The organism is Gilliamella sp. Pas-s27, assembly GCF_009795865.1.
GTDB lineage: Bacteria > Pseudomonadota > Gammaproteobacteria > Enterobacterales > Orbaceae > Gilliamella.
Genome location: NZ_WTEW01000003.1, coordinates 29,612 through 51,110, shown reverse-complemented (window position 1 = coordinate 51,110; position 21,499 = coordinate 29,612). Strand labels below are relative to the sequence as shown.

Here is a 21,499-nt window from a genome sequence, read left to right as displayed (position 1 = left end):
AACAAAATGACGTTTGATACATTAATTTTAATCACTACAATTAACTTTTTGGGTATGATTTCGCCTGGGCCTGATTTCTTTTTAGTATTAAAAAATAGTTTGAGTTATAACCGAAAAGTAGCTTTATTCACTGGTTTAGGTGTAATCACCGCCATCTTAGTTCATATGAGCTATTGTGTTGCGGGTGTTGCTGTGCTTATTACCACAACACCAATACTTTATAACGCTTTACGTTATGCTGGTGCTGCTTACTTAATATGGCTTGGTATAAAAGCATTACTGGCTAAAAAAGCAAATATTACCTATATTGGTAACCAACAGATTTTACAGTCAATTCCTAGTAAATCAGCCTTTATGCAAGGCTTTTTATGTAATTTACTTAACCCAAAAGCAACATTATTCTTTTTAGCTACCTTTACTCAAGTACTCAATACAGAATCATCAATATTTGATAAGCTCATTGTCGCATCTATCATTTTGATTGAAGCTATTTTTTGGTGGCCTTTTGTGGTATTTATTTTTCAAACGCAAAGCGTACAACGCCGTTACTTTAAACTTCAATTTATCATTGATAAATTACTGGGTATCATTTTAATTACACTAGGAATCAAAGTTGCTTTAGGTTTTTAGATTATTAAAAGTTAACAAATAGATATTGATATGATACTTTTTTGAATATTCAACCGTTAATTGTTAAACTAACACCAATTTAGCTTTTATAATCGTTTTGCCTCTATTCACCGATTATATTCTCCATTCATTTATTTTTATTCGATAGGCTAATTAAAATGGATAAAATATTACAATATGGTCGAGAGCTTCTAGAACTAGAGTTACAAGAAGCCCAAAAATTACCCAATCGACTTGGCAAAGATTTTATTAATGCTTGTCAGCTTATTTTAAGTACCAAAGGTAAAGTTGTTGTTTCAGGTATTGGAAAATCTGGGCACATAGGAAAAAAAATAGCCGCTTCACTAGCAAGTACAGGCAGCCCAGCTTTTTTTATGCATCCATCGGAAGCCTTGCATGGTGATTTAGGGATGGTTACTCCAAACGACGTAGCCATTTTAATTTCTTATTCTGGTCGAGCGAAAGAATTTAATTTTATTTTACCTATTCTTGCTGAAATGAATGTACCCGTTATTGCCATTACCGGAGGATTAGATTCACCACTAGCTAAATCAGCTCAAGCAATTCTTGATATTTCAATTGAAAAAGAAGCCTGCCCAATGGGACTTGCACCAACATCAAGTTCAACCAACACGTTATTAATGGGTGATGCGCTAGCAATTGCAGTAATGCGCACACGGGGCTTTAAGGAAGAAGACTTTGCACGATCTCACCCTGCTGGTAGTTTAGGCGCCAAATTACTCAACCATGTACGAGACGTAATGCGAACAGGAGATCGAATACCTAAAGTACCACAAACAGCAACAGTTCTTGATACAATGTTAGAATTAAGCCGAACAGGTGTAGGATTAGTTGCAATCTGTCAAGATAATAATAAAATAGTTGGTGTATTTACCGATGGTGATTTGCGTCGATTATTATTAAAAAAGGGAACATTACAAGATAATATTATAGACGTTATGACCTGCCCTGGGCATCGGATTCCAGAAAATTGGAAAGCAGTTGAAGCACTAAAATCATTTAATGATCATAACATTACTGCTGCACCAGTTGTTAATAGCAAAGACGAATTAGTGGGCGTATTAAACATCCATGATTTGCATCAAGCCGGTATTAGCTAAAACTATTGGTAAATACCTATTGCCAAAAGGTACTATCTATTGAGATAATTACCGACCTAAATTTTTGTCGTTAGACGGAGATCCAAGAAAGTTACACAGTAATAATGCAAATGACGCTATAAAGTCATAGCAGATTGATATTGTGTTGTATATTTTAACCAAAATTAATAGATGATGAAACTACAATGGCAGAAAAGCGAAATATCTTTCTAATTGGCCCTATGGGGGCAGGAAAAAGCACAATAGGCCGACAAATTGCACAACAGTTAGGCATGGATTTTTTTGACTCAGATCAAGAGATTGAAAAACGTACTGGTGCAGATATCGCATGGATTTTTGACCTAGAAGGGGAAGAAGGATTCCGTGCCAGAGAAGAAAAAGTCATTAACGAATTGACTGAAAAACAAGGCGTCGTACTTGCAACAGGTGGTGGTTCGGTCTTATCTAAAGAGACACGCAATCGATTATCTGCTCGGGGAATCGTAGTCTACCTTGAAACAACTATTGAAAAACAAATGGCAAGAACGCAAAAAGATAAGCGTCGTCCACTATTACAAGGCGGTAACACACCCCGTGAAATTTACGAAGAACTAGCCGATAAACGCGAACCACTTTACGAAGAGATTGCCGATATTACAATAAAAACAGATGAACAAAGTGCCAAAGGCGTTGCTAGTTATATTATTGATAAAATAGAGCAAATTTAAACCATCATTTTTACTGATGATGACAAGTTATAGCAAGGCAATAAACCTATTAGTAGGTTAAGGAGTAAAAATGCGTGTAGATAAAGAGGATCGTTATACAACTGAACAACCTAATAAAGGCGCTATACTCTCATCAAAATTACCAAAATTGCTACAAGACTGTTCTAAGAAAAAGCAGATTATTCTTGTTCTGGCAGTTGCCGCTATTTTGCTATTACTTGGCTTGGCTTTGTTTCATTCTTCAAATAAAAACAAACCAACACCATTAACACCACCTGAAATTAATGGTGTTGATGGTTCACAATTGCCTACGAATGATTCAACTATACATGGACAAAACGATATATCCATCAATACAAACCAAACTGGTTCAGAGCAAAATACAGTGTCCAATACGCAAGGTAACCAACCTAATAATCAACAACAACCAGACGTAACCTCTAATCAGGTTACACCATTAACGCCACCCAATATAAATAGCGTTACAGATTCAGTTAAAACTAGCACAAATAAAGACAACCTTGATAAAAATAGTATCAATAAAAAAACACCTTCTCATAAACCTAATGAAAATGTATCTTCAAGCAATAATTTAAAGCTAAGTAATAACAGCTATACTATACAACTTACTGCATCTAAATCATCTGATGGCCTAAAAAAATATGTTAACCAACATAAAATAACTAATTACCAAATTTATGAAACTAAACGTAATAATGAAAAATGGTACATTTTAATTAAAGGTAACTACTCATCATCTGAAGAAGCACATAAAGCAATCAAGTCTTTACCAAGTGCACTACAAAAAGACAAACCATGGGTTAAATCTGGTGCAACGATTAATAAAGAAAAAGCAGCAAAATAATCAAGGATATCGTTTATTTATCCGATCGACGACAAATAGGAGTTTCCGTTGAAGAAGCAACGAGCCTTTTTAAAATGGGCTGGAGGAAAATATGAGCTTGTGGACACAATTAAACGGTATCTACCAGAAGGCGAACAACTAATTGAACCTTTTGTCGGGGCTGGCTCCGTATTTTTAAATACTAACTACAAAAGTTATATTTTAGCGGATATTAATCACGATTTAATTTCGTTATTTAAATTGCTGCAATCAAGCCCTGATCAATTTATTGGTGATCTTCGATTGCTATTTGCTACTCAAAATAATAATCCCGATGCATTTTATCAGCTACGTGATTTATTTAACGGCAGTAAAGACCAATATTTTAGGTCACTTCTATTTGTCTATTTAAATCGTCACTGTTATAACGGTTTATGCCGTTATAACAATAGTGGGCTATTTAATGTCCCATTTGGGCGTTATAAGACAATTTATTTTCCTGAAAAGGAACTCTATTTTTTTGCAGAAAAAGCACAAAAAGCGCAGTTTATTTGTGCGCCTTATCATGAAGTCATGAAACAAGCAAAAAAAAATTCAGTAATTTATTGTGATCCACCCTATATATCACCGAATGAATCAGCGGGGTTTACGGCTTATTATTCAAATATATTTGGATTTGAAGAACACAAAAAATTATCAAAATTAGCTGAAACCATGGCATATAAAAAAAATATACCCGTACTAGTTTCTAATCATTATACTGATTACACAATGACCCTTTACAGCAAAGCAAGTGAGCTTTATCGGGCAGAAATGCGACGCTCAATCAGCTGTGCTGGTGAAGGCCGTAAAAAAATTGACGAGATTTTAGCGTTATATAAAAAGTCATAAGCAGGCTTTACAGTAAAAGTTATTAGAGGTAGGTTATGAAAAAATACATTATTGCGCCATCAATATTATCAGCCGATTTTGCTCGTCTTGGTAAAGATACTCAAAAAGTGCTTGATGCGGGGGCTGATGTTATCCATTTTGACGTAATGGACAATCACTTTGTTCCCAATCTAACCATGGGTTCAATGTTTTGTAAAGCTTTACGCGACTATGGCGTTAGCGCACCTATTGATGTGCATTTAATGGTATCACCAGTTGAAGAGCTAATAACTACTTTTGCCAACGCTGGTGCAACCAACATATCAATCCACCCAGAAGCCACTATTCATTTAGATCGTTCATTACAATTAATAAAAGATCATGGTTGTACGGCAGGAATTGTATTTAATCCTGCAACCCCGTTAAGCTATTTAAATTATATCATGGATAAAGTTGATATTATTTTATTAATGGGCGTTAATCCCGGCTTTGGTGGACAATCATTTATTCCATCAACCTTAAAAAAATTACAACAAGTAAAAAAACGTATTATTGAATCTGGACGTGATATTCGATTAGAAATTGATGGTGGCGTAAAAGTAGAAAATATTGCTGAAATAGCAAAAGCTGGTGCAGATATGTTTGTGGCTGGCTCAGCCATATTTAGCCAACCCGATTATAAAACTGTTATTGATGCAATGCGAAAAGAGTTAGCAGGAGTTAAACATGAGTAAATTAAATGACATTCAGGCTGTAGCTTTTGATTTAGATGGTACGCTTGTCGATAGTGTCCCAGGGCTTGCGCTGGCCTCACAAAAAATGCTAGCAGATTTAAACCTACCAACAATCAACAATGAACAAATCAAAAACTTTGTAGGTAATGGTATTGATATTATGCTAGAAAGAGTGTTTAAAGCAATTGAAGTTGATCCATCAACAGAACGCTTTACCAAAGCTAAAGATCTATTTAATCAGCACTATGATAAAGTCATTGATGCAGAAACTAAACTATTTCCCAACGTTAAAGAGACCTTAAAAGCACTTTATGATAATAATTATCCACTCGCATTAGTAACCAATAAACCTGCACAATTTTTACCAGCTTTACTGACTTCTTTAGGTATAAAAGAGTACTTTTCATTAGTGCTTGGTGGTGGAGATGTGATTAAATTAAAACCACACCCAGCACCTTTATATCAAGTTATGGCAACATTTGGATTGTTTAGTGATCAGCTCCTATTTGTTGGTGATTCTAAAAACGATATTACAGCAGCACAAAATGCCAACTGCCCGACAGTGGCATTAAGCTATGGTTATAACTATGGCATCTCGATCGCCACGAGCAATCCTGATTTTTTATTGGATGATTTTAAAGACATATTAACATTATTGCCTCAGCCCAAAGCTGATGCAAAGAAATAATTAGCATAGATTAGGAATAAATTATGAGTAAACCGATTGTATTTAGTGGCGCTCAGCCATCAGGAGAACTAACACTTGGCAACTACTTAGGTGCATTAAAAAATTGGGTGGCTCTGCAAGGTGAATATGATTGCGTTTATTGTATCGTCAATCAACATGCGATCACAGTACGTCAAGATCCCAACAAATTACGCAAAGCCACATTAGATACACTTGCCCTTTATTTAGCTTGTGGAATTGACCCCAAACAGAGCACCATTTTTGTACAATCACACGTCCCTGCACATGCTGAACTTGGTTGGGCATTAAATTGTTATACCTATTTTGGCGAACTCAGCCGTATGACACAATTTAAAGACAAATCATCACGACACGCCGAAAATATTAACGCAGGTCTATTTGACTATCCTGTACTTATGGCTGCAGACATTTTGCTTTATCAAGCAAACTTAGTACCTGTGGGCGATGATCAAAAGCAACATCTTGAATTATCACGTGATATTGCTATGCGCTTTAATGCACTTTATGGGGATGTTTTTACCGTTCCAGAACCCTTTATTGCTAAAGTTGGGGCACGCGTTATGTCATTACAAGAACCAACTAAAAAAATGTCAAAATCAGACGAAAACCGCAATAACGTAATAGGATTACTCGAAACCCCAAAAGATATCGAAAAGAAAATAAAACGAGCAATGACTGATTCTGATGAACCACCAGTCGTTCGTTACGACATAAAAAATAAAGCTGGCGTATCAAACCTGCTTGATATTTTAACGGGTATCACAGGGAAACCAATTGCTGAACTTGAAAAAGAATTTGAAGGCAAAATGTATGGTCACTTAAAAACCGAAGTGGCAACCCAAGTTATTGACATGTTAAACATATTGCAAGCCAAATATCATGAGTATCGTGATGATGAAAGCTACCTATTTTCAATTATGCAAGAAGGTGCTGAAAAAGCACGCTCAAAAGCCGAACCAACATTGAAAAAGGTCTATGATGCGATCGGTTTTGTTTAATTCTTAAAACAATACCTCATTGTTACAAAATAAAATAGTATGTAATGGCTTTAATAAACTAGATAAACGAACAACCATTAAAGCCATTTAACGATACAGGTTAGTTATGAAGATTATTATTCTTGGTGCAGGACAGACAGGTAGTGCGCTTGCTGAATATCTCGTTACCGAAAAACAAAACGATGTTACAGTAGTTGATGAAGATCACGACAAATTGCAATCTTTGCAAGAACGCTTTGATTTACAAATAATTTATGGCAAACCATCTTATCCGCAAGTATTAAAAGACGCGGGTGCAGAATCAGCAGACATGCTTGTTGCCGTTACTAACTCAGACGAAATCAACATGATAGCTTGCCAAATTGGGCATGTAATGTTTCACATTCCCCAAAAAGTCGCGCGTATCAGAGAGCCTGAATACAATGACGAAGGTTACCCCTGCTTCAACAAAGACTGTATTAACATTGATCATATTATTGCTCCAGAAAACCTTATCACCAACTATATTAGCCAACTAGTACAATACCCAGGCTCACTGCAATTTGCCTCTTTTTGTGATAATCGTGTCTGCTTAGTAGCTGTAACTGCCTATTACGGTGGCGCTTTAGTGGGCAACGAACTATCCGAGCTCAAAGAGCATTTACCGCATGTTGAAGCTCGTGTCGTTGCTATTTATCGTAAAAATCGCTTTATTCGCCCACTCGCCTCAACCTTAATAGAAGCCGGTGATATGGTCTACTTCATCACACCGCCAGTCAATATCAAAGCTGTTACTAGCGAATTACAACGATTAGAAAAACCCTATAAACGAATTATTATCAGCGGTGGTGGCGGAGTGGCCGTTGCTTTAGCAAAACGTCTAGAAAATGACTATCAAGTCAAACTAATTGAGCGAAATGCAGAGCGTGCAGAATTAATTGCCGAGCAACTTGTTAACACCACTATATTGCATGGAGAATCATCTGACCAAGAATTATTATCTCAAGAGCAAATCGAGCTTACCGATCTATTTATTGCGGTAACTAGCGATGATGAATCCAATATTATGTCATCCATGCTTGCCAAAAGAATGGGCACTAAAAAAGTCATTGTATTAATTCAACGCCAAGCCTATCTTGAACTGATTAATGACAGTGTGATTGACATTGCCATTTCCCCACAACATGCCACCATTTCAGAACTATTAAGTCATGTAAGGCAAACAAGCGTAGTTAAAGTTGTCTCGTTAAGGCAGGGCGAGTCTGAAATTATCGAAGTCGTTGCTAATGGCGATAATGACACCTCAAAACTTGTTGGCAAAAATATTAATAGCCTAAAACTCCCTTCAGGGGCAACTATTGGCGCAGTAGTTCGTGGTGAAGATATCATTATTGTCAATACTGATCTAACCATTGAAGACAACGATCACCTGATTATCTTCTTACCGGATAGAAAGACAATTACTGATATAGAAAAATTACTACAATAGCTTGTTAAAAACAAATAGTCAGTTCATAATAACCAATAAATTTTGACTCGGGGTGTTTTTTGTTCTAACAAAAAACTGAGATCTTACCCGTTGCACCTGATCTGGATAATACCAGCGTAGGGAAGTCTCAGCCATACCCCCCCAACTTTAGTTTGGCACATTCTTCCCAGCATTTATTGATTAATAAATAAAAAGGAAGGAAAAATATGCCAATAGCCCAACCATTCCAAACTGCGCAAGCAATCACATTTATCAATCATATAAAGCAACAATGTCCACTAGTACATTGTATTACTAACGACGTAGTCCAAAACTTTACCGCTAATGTACTCCTTGCTATTGGTGCATCGCCAGCAATGATTATTGCCGAACAAGAAGTCGAATCATTTGTCACCATTGCCGATAGTTTACTGATTAATATTGGCACCATCCACAACAGCACAGCTAACAGTATGCGACTTGCAGCCAAAAAAGCCCAACAAACACAAACCCCATGGGTACTTGACCCTGTCGCAGTTGGACCAGCGCTTAGTTATCGAACCAATATTGCGCATCAATTATTATCATTTAATCCAACGGTAATACGCGGTAATGCTTCAGAAATACTTGCGTTAAATGGACAAAACGCCTCATCGAAAGGACCAGATAGCCAAGACTCAACCCAATCGGCTTTAAATACAGCCAAAGCACTTGCACAACAATACCAAACTATTGTTGCTATGACGGGTGATGTCGATTACATCACCGATGGCAACACCACCTATAGCATAACAGGTGGTGATATAGCGTTAACAAAAGTGACGGGAACGGGATGTTCATTATCTGCCATGGTAGCGGCTTTTATTGCAAACTCACCCGATCCATTACAAGCCACCGCATCAGCATGTTTAATGATGAAAAAGGCAGGCGAGCTTGCCAATAAACAGCAAGGACTAGGCACCTTTGCTGTTTCAATATTAGATCAGCTCTCTACATTTAACCCAACGCACGAATAAGGAAACAAATGAAAAAGCAACTCGATCTTACTCTTTATTTAGTTCTTGATCCCTTATTATGCGAAGGAATTAATGGCATGGTAAACACCACCAAAATTGCCATTGCCAACGGTGTAACTGCAATTCAATTAAGATCAGAACAAACATTTTCAGGTAAAGATTGGTATTACGCCGCATTAGCATTAAAAGAAACACTAGAAGGCACGCCTGTACCACTATTTATAAACGATCATGTTGATATCGCACTTGCTGTTGATGCTGATGGTGTACACATAGGGCAAAGCGATCTTCCTGTCGATGTTACACGACAACTTATTGGCAATAAAAAATGGTTAGGATTTTCAATCTCAAACCACCAACAGCTTAATGCTGTGCCTTGGCAAAAAGTGGATTATTTAGGAATTGGTCCAATCTATCCAACTGCAACCAAAAAAGATGCCGCCAAAGCGCTTGGTACTGAGCAATTAGCCGAATTAGTAAAACTAAAACAGTGCCCAGCAGTTGCCATAGGAGGCATTGATGACAGCAATATCACTAACGTCATTCACACGGGTATTGACGGAGTTGCCGTCGTTTCGGCAATTTGTGGGAAGAAAGATATTCAACAAGCAACGTTATCACTTATTAACAAAATCAAACAAGCTAAATAGGAAAGACTATCATGACAACAATTGCACTCACCATTGCAGGATCAGACCCTAGCGGTGGTGCAGGTATTCAAGCCGATTTAAAAACCTTCTCGGCACTTGGTGCTTATGGCATGTCAGTTATCACGGCACTAACGGCACAAAGCACACAAGGCGTTGATGCAGTACTTGCGATATCGCCCGAATTTATCGAAGCCCAGTTTAATACGCTTTATCAAGATATCAAAATTGATAGCCTAAAAATAGGCATGCTGATGAATAAAGAAATAGTCACAACAGTTCACTACCTTCTTAAAACAAACCCGATTCCAACTATCGTACTAGATACTGTAATGGTCGCCAAAGGTGGACACCCCCTTTTAAAATCCGATGCCGTAACAGCCATTCGTGAGCTCTTATTACCCCAAGCAACCATCATCACTCCCAATCTACCCGAAGCTGCGGCATTACTTGATTGTGATGAGGCAAAAAACGAAGATGAAATGCAAAACCAAGGGCAAAAATTACTCAAACTAGGTTGCAAAGCAGTATTAATGAAAGGCGGACACTTACCAAGCAAGGAAAGCCCCGATTATTTGATAACACACAATAATATAATAAGAATGACCTTTCCACGCATTCAAACTAAAAATACTCACGGAACGGGGTGCACATTATCAGCAGCGATTGCAGCATTATTACCCAAAAATAACCTAAAAGACGCAATCGCCCAAGCAAAAAATTACCTACAAGGCGCAATTAGCCATGCCGATGATTTAAATATAGGGAAAGGAATTGGACCAACGCACCATTTTTACCGCTGGTGGTAATTGTTCAAAACGTTAATGGGATTTATGTTATCAACGATTACATATAACAACAAATCCCATACCACAACTAATGCAGATCTTTTGCTTCACTTGTACTACAGCTGAGTGATCCACTTTTTCCTTGATCGTCTTCAAAATAATCAGCCCAACAACTTTTCATTGATAAATCAATTTGTTTTATCAGCTCAACCCTGCTTCCACTGTAAGAACAACTAACATAATAAGGTTCAACATCTGTATTATAATTAACTTCCCATATTAACTCATGTTTCTTACCATCAACCGTCCCTTTTGCCGGTACTAAAGCTGCCATTTTAGAAGGCTTATCATGATAAACCATCATACTACTAAACGATACATTCAAATTATTTATATCATTAGAAACCTGCCACCCATCAGGCATATTTTCAACTTCTTCTTTAACATTGAACTGCTTAGGGCAATCAATCTGATAAGTATGAGCCCCAAATACCCCACCAAACCAAGCGACAACAGCCACTGTCATGTTCAACATTTTTCCTTTCATATTCGATATCCTACTAATAACTACATATAAACAAACAGATATACCTTGCTAAGATGTCACAACCTTAACAGACGTATAGCCAGCTCTGCTAACCGCATCAATAACGGCAGCTTGCGATATAGTGCTATTTGTAATATCAACCTCGTGCTTAGTTAAATCAACAGACACCTTTACCGCTGGATCAATCTCATTGATCGCTTTTGTTATTGCTTTCACACAATGCTGACAACTCATCTCATCAATGATTAATTTCATAAAACCTCGCTATTTTTGCTAATGAATAACTAGAATAATAAAGCGTTACATAAAAAAGCTAAAATTGCTACTTTTTCGCCCAAAATATGATAATATCATACTTCTTTTAACATTAATAAAAACGCTTATGATGAAAAAAATAAAATACAGTTTACTATTAACCTTTAGCCTAACACTTATTGGCTGTTCTAAGCCTAGCTCTATTGAACGTTGGATTGACAACCCCACCAATAATGAAATCAAAGTCACTATTGACGGAAACGAACTAACCATCCCAGCAAAATCAGGGGTTAATTATACCTTTGAATATGGCAAGCACACCTTATCGTATAATAATGACGATTTCACTTTTGTTGTAAAACCAGCTCAATTCAGTGAATCAGGTTTTATTAACCCAACACAAAGCAACTATTTTATACACACCATCATTTATTCAACATCTGATATGAATGATGAACAATATGATAAAATCCTAAAAGAAGATAGAGAACTTCATAACATTCCCATCACTGTTAACGGTGAAGAAACTGAAATTGAGCTTCCTACAAAATTAGTCAACGATGTATTGATTGAAAAGAGTGATAATCGTTGGACTTATTTTTATGATCAACCTTTTCCTGAAGAAATAACCCAAGATCTAAAATTAGGAAAAAATCAAACTTATCATGAAACATTTAAAAAATTATATCGTGAAAGCGATTTTATTGAATACTTAAAAAAAGATTTTGATCAGGTAGAAATTAGCTTTGCTCATCATCCTAAAAAATTCAGCGAAATAAATCAATATGTTATTCCTAATGTTGATTTAAATAGCATAAAGTGTAAAGAAGGTCGCCAATATATGGAAGGTCTTTTAAATGATTGGAATCATCTTATTACCTTAAAAGGTAGTGATTTTACAAAATCATACGATAATTTAGCATCAAGTGATGCAATTCATAAAAACTACGAAACAAAAAGTTTATGTACAAAAGAAAACGATCCAGAGCAAACTTATAGTGAAGCATTAAGACAATTTGTTGATGCTATCCGAAATACTCGTGATATTAACTTTTATGTAATTAAATAGTATTGGGTATTATTTCGATAAATAGAGGCTGCTAAGCAGCCTTTTTTGTTTTTGGTTAAGGATTTATAAATAAAAAATTAAATAAAATCAATACTTTTTCTGACGGATTTTTTGCAGTTAAGTGCTGTTATCCAAAGCGTACTTTTATTGGTTTGTAAGGTTGCTAGTTGTTGGTGTTCAACGCTAATTATGCAAGTGGTTGATTTTGTTTGAAAAGAGTTAAATAAAAAATCCAATAAAATCAATACCTTTCCTGACTGATTTTTTAGGTTAAAAACTGTTATTTAGACGTGCTATTTTTGGTTTTGCTGATTTGTTAGCTGTCGGTATTTTGCTTGGGTGTGTAATTTTTTTTAGGCTATTAAATATTCTTAATTAGTGATGTGTAGTTTATATTTAATGAGTAACAAAAAGCGGACTAACAATTAGCCATCTGCTATAATCGCCTTTTATTTTTATCGTTATATCTATCTCGGTTTTAATTAAACAATTTGTTTATTAAAGGATATTTTTCTTTATGCTACTTAATAACAATCAAAAATTAGGTCTATTTTGTTTGGCGCTGTTTTCCGTTAGTTTCATTATTTTAATGCAAGTACATTTAATGCCAGCAGTGATAGCGGCGTTGTTGACCTATACGTTAACACAAAAATTAGATGATTTTTTGTCACGAAAAATGGTACGGTTTAGTCATCAGTCAAAATTAATTTCGGTATTAGTACTGACGACAGTGATTATTGGTATTTTTATTGGTGGTTTTTGGTATTTGTTTGCTTGGTTTGTTGATATGGTCAAGCATCCAACCGAAACGTTAACCAATATAAGATTAATCGTAAACAATGTAATAAACAGTTTACCAACAAACGTTACCCATTATTTGCCTGATAATATTGATGAAATTGAATCAACTATTATGGTTTATCTTAAAGAGCATGTTTTTTATTTACAATCGATTATCAAAAAAGTATTCCATGATTTCGTCATATTAATTGTGGGAATGATTATTGGATTAATTTTAGGCTATAAAGAAAACCAACGTAATACAGTTCATAATTCAGTGACACAAAGGCCATTAACTAAAGCGTTAAAGGCTAGTTTAAACCGATTAGTTGTGGTATTCCAATATGTCGCTATGTCTCAAGTTGTGATTGCTTTATTTAATGCGATAATGACTGCCATTTTGCTATTTATTATTTTGCCTATGTTTGGCATTCATTTACCGTTTAGTAAAAGTTTAGTGCTAGCCACATTTGTTTTTGGGCTTATTCCTATTATTGGAAATTTGATCGTCAATGTATTAATCTTTTTTGTTGCATTTACGGTATCGTTTACCGTTGCAATGGTAATTATTGTGTATTTAATTTTAATTCATAAAATGGAATATGTGCTTAATGCAAAAATAGTTGGGACTAAAATTCATGCGGGTATCTGTGAATTGTTAATTGCGATGCTTTTTTTAGAGACGCTTTTTGGCGTGATTGGTTTAATTTTTGCACCTATTTTTTATGCATTTATAAAATTGTCATTAAAAGAACTAAGAATTCTTTAAATTTATTCAAATTAAGATTTGTATAAATTAATATTTACCTAATTTTTATAAAATAAATTATCTAATTCATTTTATGGGCATTATCTAGTTTGTTATGAAACTAGATAATGTGACCATCAAGTAGTTTATCTCTACTTTCCAATACAAAATGAACTAAATATACGACCTAACAAATCATCAGAAGTAAATTGCCCTGTAATTTCACTTAAGGCTTCTTGCGCTAGTCTTAATTCTTCGGCAAGTAATTCACCAGCATGGAATGTGATAAGTTGGTGCTTACCATTGTTTAAATGCCCTGCTGCCTTTTCAAGTGCTTGCAGGTGGCGGCGTCGGGCTAAGAATCCACCTTCAGTACTACTAGTAAAGCCCATGGCCTGTTTTAGGTGTTCACGTAATAAGGTAATCCCTTCGCCTGTTCGTGCCGAAAGTTGAATGAGTGAGTAGCCGTTTACTTTGCTATATCCTAGTGCTTCACCCGTTAAATCGGCTTTATTACGAATTACAGTTACTGGCATATTTTTAGGTAAACGTTCAATAAATTCTGGCCATAGCTTTTCGGGGTTGGTTTCTGTTGTGGTTGTGCTGTCTACCATGAACAGTACCCTATCGGCTTGTTCAATTTCTTGCCAAGCACGTTCAATACCAATTCGTTCCACTTCATCACTTGCCTCGCGTAGTCCTGCGGTGTCAATAATATGCAGTGGCATGCCATCGATGTGGATATGTTCACGCAGTACATCGCGCGTGGTGCCGGCGATGTCGGTAACAATGGCTGCGTCACGCCCAGCTAGCGCATTAAGTAAGCTTGATTTACCTGCATTTGGTCGACCTGCGATGACAACTTTCATACCTTCACGAAGTAGCGATCCTTGTTTAGCTTCTTGTCTAACTTCGTTTAAGTGTGTAATCACTTCATTAAGCTGAGCTTCAATTTTACCATCAGATAAGAAATCGATTTCTTCTTCAGGAAAGTCAATCGCCGCTTCGGTAAAAATTCTTAGATGAATCAACGATTCAACAAGTGCATCTATTTTCTTTGAAAAGACGCCTTGTAGTGACGAAATAGCCGATTTTGCTGCTTGCTCAGAACTGGCATCAATTAAATCAGCAATTGCTTCGGCTTGAGCAAGATCTAATTTATCATTTAAAAATGCACGCTCTGAAAACTCCCCCGGCCGAGCAATGCGGACACTTGGGATTTCAAGAATGCGTTTTAAAAGTAAATCTAAAATAATCGGCCCACCATGACCTTGTAATTCAAGCACGTCTTCGCCCGTAAATGAGTGGGGATTAGGAAAAAATAAGGCAATGCCTTCATCTAACGTGCTGCCATCTGATGCTAAAAAAGGTAAATAATTGGCATAACGAGGTTTAGGCAATTTGCCCAATACGGCTTGAGCGACAGTTTGAGCCTGAGGCCCTGAAACACGCAAAATACCAACCCCGCCACGCCCTGGCGGGGTTGCTTGTGCAACAATCGTATCTAAGTTCATTCTTTTCATTTTTAAATTAAACAGCAATGTTGCCATAATATCATGGACAACAAGTAAAAACAGCTGTTGCTTATGGTGATGCTACGATTAGCTGATTGAATTAAAAAAATCGTAAAAAATTTGATTTAATCACAAGCATTAGCTTTTTTTAGCTTTAGGATGATCAAATACCCAAGAATTTGCTAATGCAAGTGGTTCTCTTATCATTGCAATATATTTATCAAAATTAGTCCAACTTAACGGTGCCGATAATCCTGATACTTCATTAAAACCCGAGCGTTTAGCTAACATAATTGAGCGCAATAGATGAAAATCATTCGTTACAATAACCGTGTTTCCTAATGATAATACGTCATTTGCATATATAAATTGTTGAGCAGTTCGGGTTGATTTATCTTCAATATGAACTCTTGAAGATTCAATGCCTTTGTTGATTAAGTAATCAGCCATTACACTAGCTTCGCTTGCTGACTCATCTTTACCTTGCCCGCCACAAACAATAACTTTTGTATTGGGATTATTTTGCAAATAGCTAATTGCAACATCTAAACGAGCTTGTAATGTCAAAGGCGCCTGCGCAGGTGTTCCCACTACTTGTGATCCTAAAATCACCATGGTGTCGGCATTGTCTTGTGGTTTTTGCTCGGCATAAATAAAAATAACCACATTACAGACAATAAAATAACTTAATATGGCAATAATGGCATATTTTACTAGTTGTATCATTTTCATTAACTTAAATTCCTTTTTTAAAGCAATCTTCAAAATGGTCATTGACTAATCCCATAGATTGCATAAATGCATAACAAATGGTAGAGCCAACAAAACTAAAGCCCTTCTTTTTAAGTGCTTTTGACATTTTGTCAGATGTTTCAGTGCTAACTGGTAATTCGCTTTTGTCTTTGTAATGATGAGTGATCGGTTTACCATCAACAAAAGACCAAATAAATTGAGAAAAATCTTCATTATTTTTTTGCATCAATAAATAAGCTTGGGCATTTTTGATTATGCTATTGAGCTTTAAGCGATTGCGTATTAACCCTTTGTTCTCCATAAATAATTCAATATCTTGTGCAGTTAGTTGAACAATTTTTTCAGGATTAAAATCAAAAAAACAACGGCGATACTCGTCTCGTTTTTTCAGTACTGTGATCCAAGATAACCCCGCTTGTTGCCCTTCCAAGCAGATTTTTTCAAATAACTTAAGGCTATCATATTGGGGAATGCCCCATTCGTTGTCATGATAAGCAATATAGAGCGGATCGTTTGTAACCCAACTGCAACGTTTTACTTTTTGATTTGTCATTAAATGATCCTTTTAGATTAACCACATGATAAATAATGAGATCGGTTATCCAATAAAATATAAATAATTTAAGATTATAAACCAAATATGCAGTTTAATGTCATTCATTAAATTTTTTTATGATGGAAAAAAAGACTTTTTTTTGTGGCAAAATGAGGACTCTTTATAAGATTCAGTCAAAAAAAATACATTTTCTTGATTTTCTATCTCAATTTAACAATAAGAATAAGGTTAGTTCATGAATCAGTCTGAAATCAATGCACAATGGCAACCCAATGCGCGGCCATTAAATAGTAAGGATTTAAAAACATTATTTTTATCGTCTTTAGGCGGTACACTCGAGTTTTATGATTTTGTTATTTACGCACTTTATATTGATACCATCGTTAAACCACTATTTTTACCTCATACATTATCGCCTTTAACGTTAGATTTGTTTGCTTGGGGTATTTTTGCTGCTGGTTATTTAGTTCGTCCTGTTGGTGGTATTATTATGGCGCATTTTGGCGATAAGGTGGGACGTAAAAAGATGTTCACCCTTAGTGTCGCAATGATGGCGCTACCGACGTTTATCATCGGGGTTTTACCGACTTATGAAATGATCGGTATTTTTGCACCACTATTGCTTTTGATCATGAGAATGTTGCAAGGTGCCGCCATCGGTGGCGAAATGCCCGGAGCTTGGGTATTCATTGCCGAGCATGTACCAAAGCAACGTTATGGACTGGGTGTAGGTACATTAACATCAGGAATTACTGGCGGTATTTTACTTGGTTTTATTGTCACAATTATTATTGATTTGTGTTTTACTAAACAAAATATTTTAGATTATGCATGGCGTATTCCGTTTATTATTGGTGGTGTTTTTGGTGTGATTTCAGTGTATTTGCGCCGCTTTTTGTCTGAAACCCCCATTTTCAAGGAATTAACCGCACGCAAGGCGATTGAAAAAAACATTCCTGTTGTTACTGTACTACAAAAACACAAAACGGCTTGCCTGATTGTTGCATTGTTAACATGGTCATTGTCCACAGCAATTATGGTGGGGATTTTAATTACGCCGGGACGTATAGTTGGCAATATGTATCATTTTGCTAACCTTGATTGGCGGATCGGTGGCTGTATTGCCGCTTTAACCTTGACATTAGGTTGTATCGTTTTTGGTTGGTTAGATGATAAGCTCGGTTCAACAAAAACTGTAATCATTTGTTGGGGTGGACTTGCTATTTCTAGTTTGTGTTTTTATAGTTCTTTATCGCCTGATATGTCAATCGCCAAACTTTATGTAATTTGGGCAGTGTTTGGGCTTTTTATCGGATCTGTCGCTATGACACCAATTATTGGAACAAGAACGTTTCCCCCTGCAATCCGTTATTCTGGTTTGTCGTTTTCTTATAATTTAGCTTATGCGTTATTTAGTGCTATTACACCAACATTAACACTTTATCTATTAAGTCCTGAACATTTATTAGGAGAGTATAGTTATTTGGGAGCAGGCATTTATATTTCTTTTGTGGCATTAATTGCAGTAGCTGTCGGTTTTTATCCATTAGCCAAAAATGGTTGGCGTGATCAATCGACCAATTAGTTAATAAAAAATAAAAAAAGCAGGACAATTGCCTGCTTTTTTATTTTTACAATCATAATTAAATTAGCGCATAGTCACAAATTCTTCAGCTGCAGTTGGATGAATAGCAACGGTATTATCAAAGTCTTTTTTCGTTGCACCCATTTTTAGTGCTACCGCAAAGCCTTGTAACATTTCGTCCATGCCATAACCAATACCATGAATGCCAACAATTTTTTCATTATCCCCGACACAGACTAATTTCATTCTACATGGTTGACGGTGCGTTGTTACTGCGGTGTACATAGCAGTAAAAGTGGAGGTATAAACTTTGACATTTTGTTTACCAAATTGCTGTACAGCTTCTGGTTCAGTTAAGCCCACAGTTCCAATAGCTGGGTGAGTAAATACCACTGTTGGAATATTATTATAGTCTAAATGTTCATCAGGTTTATTGTTAAAAAGTCTTTCTGATAAGCGGCGACCAGCTGCAACAGCAACAGGTGTTAGTGCTAGAGCCCCTGTGTCATCACCAACAGAATAAATACCTGACACATTGGTGTTTTGGTATTTATCTACGATAACAAAGCCTTTATTATCAACATGAATACCTGCTGCATTTAAGTTCATATCCTCTGTTGCTGGCTGACGACCTATCGCCCAAATAAGGCAATCTACAGTGTAAGTTTCACCATTTTCTAGCGTTAGAGTTAATGATTCATCACTATTTTTAGTAACAGATTTTGGAATGGCAAAAGTGTGAAGTTGTTGCCCTTCTGTTTTAATGACTTCCATTAAGGTTTCAATAATTAATGGATCAAAAGTGCGCAATGGTGTGGCATGGCGAATAAATTGGTGCGTTTGCGCGCCAAGTGCATGCAGTACGCTGGCAATTTCACAAGCAATATAGCCAGCCCCAACAACAGCAACCCGTTTAGGTAATGCGTTTAGCGCAAAAAAACCATCCGATGTAATACCATATTCCGCGCCAGGAATATTAGGAATGGTTGGTTTTCCACCAACAGCGATCAATATGTGATCGGCACTATACTGCTGACCATTGACTTCAACAGTATGAGCATCAACAAATTTAGCATAGCCTCGAATCACATCAACGTTATTATTCGTCAGCACACGCTCATAAGATTGGTGAATTCGATCAATATAAGCGCTTCGACTGGCAATTAATTTATCCCAGCTAAATTGATTAATAGTCGTATCAAAACCATAATCAGGTCCATAATGATTAATAGCTTCAGCTATTTGCGCCCCATACCACATCACTTTTTTTGGAACACAGCCAACGTTAACACATGTGCCACCTAATAATTTTGCTTCAATAATCGCACACTTTTTGCCATAAGACGCAGCTCGGTTAACTGATGCTATCCCCCCACTACCACCACCAATGGCGATATAATCATAATGTTTGGTCATTAAATATCCTCTGTACTGATTTTTCTATATTGTGTAATAGCTTTGCATAAAGTGAATAATAAAAAAAGTGTTAATTTTTAAATTTAATGATAGTTATTAACGATTGATTATACAATAACTGATATCGCTTCTTTTATTAAAGATGTGATTAACGTTGTGCGTGTTTTTTGATGACTTTCTAATTTGCTTTAAAGTGCTATTAAAATAAGAAGATAAACAACTGAGTTTTGCGGTTTTAAAACAGATCGGTTACTTGTTATCGGTTACTTATTGAAGTAACCGATTTGCTTGATAGTCGTATTTAGCGATTTTTGATTGCATTAATAATATTGGTCGTTGAGCAACCATCTTCAAAATTAAGCACTTTAACGCTTCCGCCAGCCGCAATAACTTCTTTACCCCCAGCAATATCTTCGGGTTTATAGTCGCCACCTTTGACTAAGACATCAGGTAAGATATTAGCAATGAGTCGTTGTGGGGTTTCTTCTTCAAATGGAACAACCCAATCAACCGAATCAAGTGCACCTAGTACAATCATTCGTTGCATGAGTGGGTTAATTGGTCTTGATTCGCCTTTTAGTTTTTTAACCGAGGCATCGCTATTTACTGCAACAATTAGTCGATCACCAAGTTTTCGAGCATTTGCTAAATAAGAGACATGTCCGGCATGTAAAATATCAAAACAACCATTAGTCATGACAATTTTTTCGCCACGCATTCGTGCTTTTTTGACTTCTTCTTTTAGCTCGTCTTCGCTCATAACGCCAAAACCATCATCAGCTCGAGCGCGGATGGCATTTTCTAGTTCGACTTGTGAAACGGTCGATGTACCAAGTTTGCCCACAACCACACCCGCTGCGGCATTGGCTAAAAAGCAGCTTTCTTCTAAAGACTGCCCAGCAGCTAAGGCTGCGGCTAATGTCGCAATGACGGTATCGCCTGCACCAGTGACATCAAAGACTTCTTTGGCTTGAGTTGGCAGGTGGTAAATCGGTTTGTTTAATTGGAGTAGTGTCATGCCCTTTTCACTACGCGTGACAAGCAAGGCTTTGAGATCATACTTTTTGATAAGTTGATAACCTTTTTCGATAATCTCTTCTTCATCTTGGCAATGCCCAACTACCGCTTCAAATTCAGTCATGTTTGGTGTTAATAATGTTGCACCACGGTAACGCTCAAAATCGGTACCTTTTGGGTCAACTAAAATTGGCACATTGGCTTGATTTGCCAGCTTAATCATTGCTTGAACTGCTGATAATGCACCTTTGGCATAATCCGACAGAACTAATACTTTATTGGTCTTCAAGGCTGTTTGAATACGTTCAAGAATAGGCGCAGGCTCGACATTGCCAAAACCTTCTTCAAAATCAATTCGGATCAGTTGTTGATTGCGTGATAAGACCCGCAGTTTGGTAATGGTTGGGTGCGTTGAAACAGAAACAAAATCACATTGTACTTTGTGTTTACTTAACTGTTCATCAAGAATTTTAGCTGGTTCATCAATCCCAGTTAATCCAATCAATCGTGCGTTACCACAAAGTGAAGTAATATTCATTGCAACATTGGCTGCACCACCGGGTCTTTCTTCTAGAGAGTCTATTTTAACTACAGGTACTGGGGCTTCGGGTGATATGCGGTTAGTTCCCCCATACCAATAGCGATCTAACATAATATCGCCGACAACTAATACATTGGCACAATTAAAATCTGGTAATGATGTTTTCATTATCAATACTTATCCTTTACTTATCATTTTAATCACTAT

The 21,499-nt window shown here is 36.5% G+C and carries 22 protein-coding genes and 1 riboswitch; of the genes, 15 read left to right on the top strand and 7 right to left on the bottom strand.

Going from position 1 to position 21,499, the window contains the following annotated elements; translation table 11 throughout:
• The first annotated feature begins 6 nt into the window (after positions 1 to 6).
• From GQ589_RS02050 to thiD, 12 genes are all read left to right on the top strand, one after another.
• The gene (locus GQ589_RS02050; protein WP_160424261.1) at positions 7 to 630 is read left to right on the top strand and encodes a LysE family transporter; all 624 of its coding nucleotides are present in this window, start codon (positions 7 to 9) and stop codon (positions 628 to 630) included.
• A 158-nt stretch (positions 631 to 788) separates the two neighbouring features.
• The gene (gene gutQ / locus GQ589_RS02045; RefSeq protein WP_160400200.1) at positions 789 to 1,751 is read left to right on the top strand and encodes an arabinose-5-phosphate isomerase GutQ; all 963 of its coding nucleotides are present in this window, start codon (positions 789 to 791) and stop codon (positions 1,749 to 1,751) included.
• 185 nt (positions 1,752 to 1,936) lie between these two features.
• Complete coding sequence (gene aroK, locus GQ589_RS02040) at positions 1,937 to 2,458, top strand: shikimate kinase AroK (RefSeq protein WP_160400201.1); 522 nt, start codon at positions 1,937 to 1,939, stop codon at positions 2,456 to 2,458.
• Positions 2,459 to 2,528: 70 nt separating this feature from the next.
• Positions 2,529 to 3,323: an SPOR domain-containing protein gene (locus tag GQ589_RS02035; RefSeq protein ID WP_160424259.1), complete on the top strand. Its 795-nt coding sequence runs from the start codon at positions 2,529 to 2,531 to the stop codon at positions 3,321 to 3,323.
• A 48-nt stretch (positions 3,324 to 3,371) separates the two neighbouring features.
• The gene (locus GQ589_RS02030) at positions 3,372 to 4,193 is read left to right on the top strand and encodes a Dam family site-specific DNA-(adenine-N6)-methyltransferase (RefSeq protein ID WP_160400203.1); all 822 of its coding nucleotides are present in this window, start codon (positions 3,372 to 3,374) and stop codon (positions 4,191 to 4,193) included.
• A gap of 35 nt (positions 4,194 to 4,228) precedes the next feature.
• Positions 4,229 to 4,906: a ribulose-phosphate 3-epimerase gene (gene rpe / locus GQ589_RS02025; RefSeq protein ID WP_160424257.1), complete on the top strand. Its 678-nt coding sequence runs from the start codon at positions 4,229 to 4,231 to the stop codon at positions 4,904 to 4,906.
• Positions 4,899 to 5,594 carry a phosphoglycolate phosphatase gene (locus GQ589_RS02020; protein ID WP_160424255.1) on the top strand — a complete coding sequence of 232 codons (696 nt, stop codon included), beginning with the start codon at positions 4,899 to 4,901 and terminating at the stop codon, positions 5,592 to 5,594. The genes rpe and GQ589_RS02020 overlap by 8 nt, the downstream gene beginning before the upstream one ends.
• 23 nt (positions 5,595 to 5,617) lie before the next feature.
• Positions 5,618 to 6,613, top strand: a complete 996-nt coding sequence (gene trpS, locus GQ589_RS02015) for a tryptophan--tRNA ligase (protein WP_160400206.1) — start codon at positions 5,618 to 5,620, stop codon at positions 6,611 to 6,613.
• Positions 6,614 to 6,719: 106 nt separating this feature from the next.
• Positions 6,720 to 8,081, top strand: coding sequence for a Trk system potassium transporter TrkA (trkA, locus tag GQ589_RS02010; RefSeq protein WP_160424252.1), 1,362 nt, complete (start codon positions 6,720 to 6,722; stop codon positions 8,079 to 8,081).
• 38 nt (positions 8,082 to 8,119) lie between these two features.
• Positions 8,120 to 8,221: riboswitch (TPP riboswitch) on the top strand.
• A 66-nt stretch (positions 8,222 to 8,287) separates the two neighbouring features.
• Positions 8,288 to 9,076: a hydroxyethylthiazole kinase gene (gene thiM / locus GQ589_RS02005; protein ID WP_160424250.1), complete on the top strand. Its 789-nt coding sequence runs from the start codon at positions 8,288 to 8,290 to the stop codon at positions 9,074 to 9,076.
• Between the two features lie 8 nt (positions 9,077 to 9,084).
• On the top strand, positions 9,085 to 9,726 hold the full coding sequence (gene thiE, locus GQ589_RS02000; protein ID WP_160424248.1) for a thiamine phosphate synthase: 642 nt from the start codon (positions 9,085 to 9,087) through the stop codon (positions 9,724 to 9,726).
• An 11-nt stretch (positions 9,727 to 9,737) separates the two neighbouring features.
• Positions 9,738 to 10,532: a bifunctional hydroxymethylpyrimidine kinase/phosphomethylpyrimidine kinase gene (gene thiD / locus GQ589_RS01995; RefSeq protein WP_160424246.1), complete on the top strand. Its 795-nt coding sequence runs from the start codon at positions 9,738 to 9,740 to the stop codon at positions 10,530 to 10,532.
• Positions 10,533 to 10,599: 67 nt separating this feature from the next.
• Here thiD and GQ589_RS01990 read toward each other — a convergent pair whose 3' ends face one another.
• Positions 10,600 to 11,058, bottom strand: a complete 459-nt coding sequence (locus tag GQ589_RS01990; protein WP_160424244.1) for an STY0301 family protein — start codon at positions 11,056 to 11,058, stop codon at positions 10,600 to 10,602.
• Positions 11,059 to 11,106: 48 nt separating this feature from the next.
• The gene (locus GQ589_RS01985; protein ID WP_160411405.1) at positions 11,107 to 11,313 is read right to left on the bottom strand and encodes a heavy-metal-associated domain-containing protein; all 207 of its coding nucleotides are present in this window, start codon (positions 11,311 to 11,313) and stop codon (positions 11,107 to 11,109) included.
• Between the two features lie 127 nt (positions 11,314 to 11,440).
• On the opposite strand from GQ589_RS01985, the gene GQ589_RS01980 reads away from it, so the two are divergent.
• A complete protein-coding gene (locus tag GQ589_RS01980) occupies positions 11,441 to 12,382 on the top strand; it encodes a hypothetical protein (protein ID WP_160411406.1) in 942 nt (313 codons plus the stop codon).
• 517 nt (positions 12,383 to 12,899) lie between these two features.
• Positions 12,900 to 13,931 carry an AI-2E family transporter gene (locus GQ589_RS01975; RefSeq protein ID WP_160411407.1) on the top strand — a complete coding sequence of 344 codons (1,032 nt, stop codon included), beginning with the start codon at positions 12,900 to 12,902 and terminating at the stop codon, positions 13,929 to 13,931.
• Positions 13,932 to 14,062: 131 nt separating this feature from the next.
• Here GQ589_RS01975 and mnmE read toward each other — a convergent pair whose 3' ends face one another.
• The 3 genes from mnmE to GQ589_RS01960 form a co-directional block, all read right to left on the bottom strand.
• Positions 14,063 to 15,424, bottom strand: a complete 1,362-nt coding sequence (gene mnmE, locus GQ589_RS01970; protein ID WP_160424242.1) for a tRNA uridine-5-carboxymethylaminomethyl(34) synthesis GTPase MnmE — start codon at positions 15,422 to 15,424, stop codon at positions 14,063 to 14,065.
• A 138-nt stretch (positions 15,425 to 15,562) separates the two neighbouring features.
• Positions 15,563 to 16,156: a YdcF family protein gene (locus GQ589_RS01965; protein WP_160424240.1), complete on the bottom strand. Its 594-nt coding sequence runs from the start codon at positions 16,154 to 16,156 to the stop codon at positions 15,563 to 15,565.
• 4 nt (positions 16,157 to 16,160) lie between these two features.
• Entirely contained in the window at positions 16,161 to 16,730 is a 570-nt protein-coding gene (locus GQ589_RS01960; protein WP_160401330.1) for a DNA-3-methyladenine glycosylase I, read from the bottom strand.
• Between the two features lie 238 nt (positions 16,731 to 16,968).
• On the opposite strand from GQ589_RS01960, the gene GQ589_RS01955 reads away from it, so the two are divergent.
• A complete protein-coding gene (locus GQ589_RS01955; RefSeq protein ID WP_160424239.1) occupies positions 16,969 to 18,318 on the top strand; it encodes an MFS transporter in 1,350 nt (449 codons plus the stop codon).
• A 63-nt stretch (positions 18,319 to 18,381) separates the two neighbouring features.
• Here GQ589_RS01955 and gorA read toward each other — a convergent pair whose 3' ends face one another.
• Positions 18,382 to 19,734 (bottom strand): glutathione-disulfide reductase, encoded by a 1,353-nt coding sequence (gorA, locus tag GQ589_RS01950; protein ID WP_160424236.1) that lies wholly within the window; start codon positions 19,732 to 19,734, stop codon positions 18,382 to 18,384.
• A 301-nt stretch (positions 19,735 to 20,035) separates the two neighbouring features.
• The gene (gene hldE, locus GQ589_RS01945; RefSeq protein ID WP_160424234.1) at positions 20,036 to 21,460 is read right to left on the bottom strand and encodes a bifunctional D-glycero-beta-D-manno-heptose-7-phosphate kinase/D-glycero-beta-D-manno-heptose 1-phosphate adenylyltransferase HldE; all 1,425 of its coding nucleotides are present in this window, start codon (positions 21,458 to 21,460) and stop codon (positions 20,036 to 20,038) included.
• Positions 21,461 to 21,499 lie beyond the last annotated feature (39 nt).